Genomic DNA, 4,995 nt, shown 5'->3' on the forward strand with positions numbered 1-4,995 from the left:
CCTGAAGACGCTGAAGGTCAGCGAGCCGCCCAAGCGCGGCGCGGGCGTGAAGGTGCCGGACGTTGCCACGCTGGTGGCCAAGCTGAAGAACGAAGCGAAGGTGATCTGAGATGGCTGTCCTCGTCATTGCTGAACATGAACACGGCACCCTGAAGGGCGCCACGCTGAACACCGTGACCGCCGCTTCGCAGTGCGGCGGTGATGTGCACGTGCTGATCGCCGGCTCGAACGCCTCGGGCGCAGCGCAAGCCGCCGCGCAGATCGCTGGCGTCGCCAAGGTGCTGCACGCCGACGACGCGCGCCTGGCCGAGCAACTGGCCGAAGACGTGGCTGCGCAGGTACTGGCGATCGCTGGCAACTACAGCCACATCCTGTTTCCCGCCACCGCCCACGGCAAGAACGTGTCCCCGCGCGTGGCCGCCAAGCTCGACGTGGCGCAGATCAGCGACGTCACCAAGGTCATCAGCGCCGACACCTTCGAGCGCCCGATCTACGCCGGCAACGCGATCGCCACCGTGCAGAGTGCCGACAAGGTCAAGGTCATCACCGTCCGCACGACCGGCTTCGATGCCGCGGCCAGCGGTGGCTCGGCTGCTGTCGAGTCGGTGGCCGCTGTGGCTGGCAACGGCAAGTCCAGCTTCGTTGGCCGCGAGGTCACCAAGAGCGACCGGCCCGAACTGACCGCCGCAAAGATCATCGTTTCCGGTGGTCGCGCGATGGGTTCGTCGGAAAAATTCAATGAAGTGCTGACGCCGCTGGCCGACAAGCTGGGGGCTGCGCTGGGCGCCAGCCGCGCCGCGGTCGACGCGGGCTACGCGCCGAACGACTGGCAGGTCGGCCAGACCGGCAAGATCGTCGCGCCGCAGCTGTATGTGGCCTGTGGCATCTCGGGTGCGATCCAGCACTTGGCCGGCATGAAGGATTCGAAGGTGATCGTCGCGATCAACAAGGACCCTGAAGCGCCGATCTTCAGCGTGGCCGACTACGGCCTGGAGGCGGACCTGTTCACCGCCGTGCCCGAGCTGATCAAGGCCCTCTGAAGCTGACAAGCGCGCGGCATTGACGTCCGCGTGCCACGACTTTTCAAAGGGCGCCGCTGTGCGCCCTTTTTCTTGATTCCCAGGAGACTGCAGTGACCTACCGCGCACCCGTCAAGGACATGTTGTTCGTGATGAAGGAACTGGCCGGCATCGACGCCGTGGCCCAGTTGCCCGGCTTTGAAGACGCTGGCTTCGACACCGCCCAGGCCGTGCTCGAAGAATGCGCCAAGCTCAATGAAGACGTGGTCGCGCCGTTGAACATCGACGGCGACGTGAACCCCTCGTTCTTCAAGGAAGGCAACGTCCACGCGACTCCGGGTTTCAAGGAGGCGTTCCATCAGTTCAGCCAGGGCGGTTGGCAGGGCCTGCACCACCCGACCGACTTCGGCGGCCAAGGCCTGCCCAAGCTGATCCACGCCGCTTGCCAGGAAATGGTCAACGCCGCGAACCTCAGTTTCGCGTTGTGCCCGCTGCTGACCGACGGCGCAATCGAGGCGCTGCTGACGGCGGGTTCGGACGAGCAGAAGGCGACTTACATCCCCAAGCTGATCGACGGCACCTGGACCGGCACGATGAACCTGACCGAACCGCAGGCCGGGTCGGACCTGTCGATGGTGCGCACTAAGGCTGAGCCGCTGCCTGACGGCACCTACAAGATCTTCGGCACCAAGATCTTCATCACCTGGGGTGAGCACGACATGGCCGAGAACATCGTCCACCTCGTGCTGGCCCGCGTGGTCGGTGCGCCGGAGGGCGTGAAGGGCATCTCGCTGTTCATCGTGCCCAAGTTCATGCTGAACGCCGACGGCTCGCCCGGCGCCCGCAACGATGTGCACTGCGTCAGCATCGAGCACAAGATGGGCATCAAGGCCAGCCCGACCGCGGTGCTGCAATACGGTGACCATGGTGGCGCGATCGGCTACCTGATCGGCGAAGAGAACCGCGGCCTCGAGTACATGTTCGTGATGATGAACGCCGCGCGCTTTGGCGTCGGCGTGCAGGGCCTGGCCGTGGCCGATCGCGCATACCAGCGCGCAGTGGCCTACGCCCGCGAGCGCGTGCAGTCGCGCCCGGTCGACGGTTCGATGAACACGGCCGCGCCGATCATCCACCACCCCGATGTGCGCCGCATGCTGATGACGATGCGCGCCAATACCGAAGGCTGCCGGGCGATGGCGCTCGTGGGTGCCGCGGCGTTCGATGCTGCCCACCACCACCCGGATGCGGCGACGCGCCAGCAGAACCAGGCGGTCTACGAGTTCTTGGTGCCGCTGATCAAGGGCTACTCGACCGAGATGAGCCTGGACGTCACGTCGCTCGGCGTGCAGGTGCACGGCGGCATGGGCTTCATCGAAGAGACCGGCGCGGCGCAGCACCTGCGCGACGCGAAGATCCTGACGATTTACGAAGGCACGACCGCGATCCAGGCCAACGACCTGGTGGGCCGCAAGACGTCGCGCGATGGCGGCCGTGTCGCAAAGGCGATTGCCGGCCAGATCGAGACGACCGAAGCTGCGTTGATGAAGCAAGGCGGTGCAGCAGCCCAGGCGTTGGCCAAGCGCCTCGGCGCCGCGCGCCAGGCTTTCCTCGACGTGGTCGACTTCGTGGTCGCCCAGTCCAAGACCAACCCGAACGCCGTCTTTGCCGGCAGCGTGACCTACCTGATGCTGGCCGGCAACCTGGTGGCCGGCTGGCAGATGGCCCGCGCGCTGCTGGCCGCCGAAGCCAAGCTGGCGGCGGGCGAAGACACCGAGTTCATGAAGGCCAAGATCGCCACTGCGCGCTTCTACGGCGACCACATCCTCTCGAAGGCGCCCGGCATGCGCGACAGCATCGTCGACGGCGCCGCCAGCATCACCGACATGGCTCTGGAGGCCTACTGATGTCCATGCCCGCGATCTTGAAGAACCTGCCGCTGCCGATCATCGGCGCGCCGCTGTTCATCATCTCCAACCCCAAGCTCGTGATCGAGCAGTGCAAGGCGGGCGTCGTCGGCTCGATGCCGGCGCTCAACGCACGCCCGGCCGAGCAGCTGGACGAGTGGCTGGCCGAGATCACCGAGACGCTGGCCGCGTACAACAAGGCCAACCCGGACAAGCCCGCCGCGCCGTTCGCGATCAACCAGATCGTCCACAAGAGCAACGAGCGGCTGGAGCACGACCTGCAGGTCTGTGCCAAGTACAAGGTGCCTATCGTCATCACGTCGCTGGGCGCGCGCACCGACCTGAACGACGCGGTGCACAGCTGGGGTGGCGTGGTGCTGCACGACGTGATCAACAACACCTTCGCGAAGAAGGCGATTGAGAAGGGCGCCGACGGCCTGATCGCGGTGGCAGCCGGCGCCGGCGGCCATGCGGGTGTGAAGAGCCCGTTCGCTCTGATCCAGGAGATCCGCGAATGGTTCGACGGCCCGCTGGCACTGTCGGGCGCCATGTCGACCGGTGGCGCAGTGCTGGCTGCGCGGGCCATGGGGGCTGACTTCGCCTACATCGGCTCGGCATTCATCGCCACGGACGAGGCGCGCGCGATCGATGGCTACAAGCAAGCCTTCGTCGAGGGCTCGAGCGACGACATCATCTACTCGAACCTGTTCACCGGCGTGCACGGCAATTACCTGAAGCGCTCGATCCTCTCGGCGGGCCTGGACCCGGACAACCTGCCCGAAAGCGACCCGTCGAAGATGAACTTCGGCGGCGACGCGAAAAAGGCCTGGAAGGACATCTGGGGCTGCGGCCAGGGCATTGGCGCGATCAAGGAAGTGCAGCCAGCGGGCCAGTTGGTCGCGCGGCTGGCGCGCGAGTACCGCGCGGCGCAAGCCCGCGTCGCCGCGTAAACCTGTTCAGACGGCTTCGGTCACCAGGCTGCTGTCGCAGCCGGTGGCCGAGGCGATCCAGCGCCGCGCCAGTCGGCTCAGCAGCGGGGCCAGCGGCGCCGGCAGCCAGGGCACCACGCGGGTCGGATCGCTGACCAGGCCACAGAAGTAGCGACCCTCGCTGTCGCTCCATTGCAACGCGTCACAGGCACCTACGCGTTTTCGGCTGACCAGCGCGCCGACCGGGCAGGGCTCGGCCGTGCAGCACAGCCCGCAGCCATTGCACGCGGCGCCCTCGGCCGGTTTCGGCGGGGCGTCGACATGCAGATGGATTACCCGGTAGGGTGACGAAGGTGAGCGGCTCACACCCCGAGTGTGGCGCCGGGCGCACATCGGCTGTTGTGCAAGTAACGGCCACAGACCATTGCAATTCCACGTACGACGACGCGGGTACACCGGTGTTACAGTGCCGTCCGTGAGTATTTAGGTCCTTCTGTGTCCCCTTGCTGGTGTCAATTTCAGCAAGGCGGGTCGCTAGTCCGCCAACCGGTAGAGCCGGGCCGCGGAAGGTTAATCAACCCATCGGAGCTCTGGAAACCAGGGCGAAAGGTGAGCGAAAGATGATGCAGCAATACAGGTCGAATTCGTACCTGTTCGGGGGAAATGCGCCGTACGTCGAAGAGATGTACGAGGCCTACCTCGACAACCCGGGTGCTGTACCCGACAACTGGCGCRCCTACTTCGACGCGCTGCAAAACGTGCCCGCGACCGACGGCTCCGACAGCCGCGACGTGGCGCATGCCCCGGTGATCGAATCCTTCGCGCAGCGCGCGAAGTCGAATGCGTTCGCCGTCAAGGCCAGCTCGGCCGACCTGGCCGTGGCCCGCAAGCAGGTGCACGTCCAGTCGCTGATCGCAGCCTACCGGTTCCTCGGCTCGCGCTGGGCCGACCTGGACCCGCTCAAGCGCACCGAGCGCCCGAAGATCCCGGAGCTGGAGCCGGCGTTCTACGACCTGAGCGAGTCCGACATGGACATCACGTTCAGCGCCGCGAACACCTACTTCTCGCGCGCCGAGAACATGACGCTGCGCGAGATCATGCAGGCGCTGCGTGAAACCTACTGCGGCTCGATCGGTGCAGAGT

Annotated in this window: 5 protein-coding genes and 1 pseudogene; 5 read left to right on the forward strand and 1 reads right to left on the reverse strand. The window is 66.0% G+C overall.

The features are described from left to right. From AC1DYI_RS26250 to AC1DYI_RS26265, 4 genes and pseudogenes are all read left to right on the forward strand, one after another. Window positions 1–109: pseudogene (locus tag AC1DYI_RS26250) on the forward strand (electron transfer flavoprotein subunit beta/FixA family protein); the annotation flags it as partial. A 1-nt stretch (window position 110) separates the two neighbouring features. After that, the gene (locus AC1DYI_RS26255) at window positions 111–1,040 is read left to right on the forward strand and encodes an electron transfer flavoprotein subunit alpha/FixB family protein (RefSeq protein ID WP_477207073.1); all 930 of its coding nucleotides are present in this window, start codon (window positions 111–113) and stop codon (window positions 1,038–1,040) included. A 92-nt stretch (window positions 1,041–1,132) separates the two neighbouring features. Continuing rightward, window positions 1,133–2,923 carry an acyl-CoA dehydrogenase gene (locus AC1DYI_RS26260; RefSeq protein WP_477207074.1) on the forward strand — a complete coding sequence of 597 codons (1,791 nt, stop codon included), beginning with the start codon at window positions 1,133–1,135 and terminating at the stop codon, window positions 2,921–2,923. Then, window positions 2,923–3,873: an NAD(P)H-dependent flavin oxidoreductase gene (locus tag AC1DYI_RS26265; RefSeq protein WP_477207075.1), complete on the forward strand. Its 951-nt coding sequence runs from the start codon at window positions 2,923–2,925 to the stop codon at window positions 3,871–3,873. Before AC1DYI_RS26260 ends, AC1DYI_RS26265 begins: the two co-directional genes overlap by 1 nt. A 6-nt stretch (window positions 3,874–3,879) precedes the next feature. On the opposite strand, the gene AC1DYI_RS26270 is transcribed toward AC1DYI_RS26265, so the two are convergent. After that, window positions 3,880–4,218: a hypothetical protein gene (locus tag AC1DYI_RS26270; protein ID WP_477207076.1), complete on the reverse strand. Its 339-nt coding sequence runs from the start codon at window positions 4,216–4,218 to the stop codon at window positions 3,880–3,882. A 254-nt stretch (window positions 4,219–4,472) separates the two neighbouring features. Here AC1DYI_RS26270 and AC1DYI_RS26275 point away from each other — a divergent pair. Then, window positions 4,473–4,995 (forward strand): 2-oxoglutarate dehydrogenase E1 subunit family protein (locus AC1DYI_RS26275; protein WP_477207077.1); only part of this gene is annotated, 523 nt, incomplete at its 3' end.

This window comes from Ideonella sp. P3_A4, assembly GCF_056403075.1.

Excerpts from the sequence above, each read along its gene's own strand:
- AC1DYI_RS26255 (WP_477207073.1), top strand. The coding sequence starts at position 111 with ATGGCTGTCCTCGTCATTGCTGAACATGAACACGGCACCCTGAAGGGC.
- AC1DYI_RS26265 (WP_477207075.1), top strand. The coding sequence starts at position 2,923 with ATGTCCATGCCCGCGATCTTGAAGAACCTGCCGCTGCCGATCATCGGC.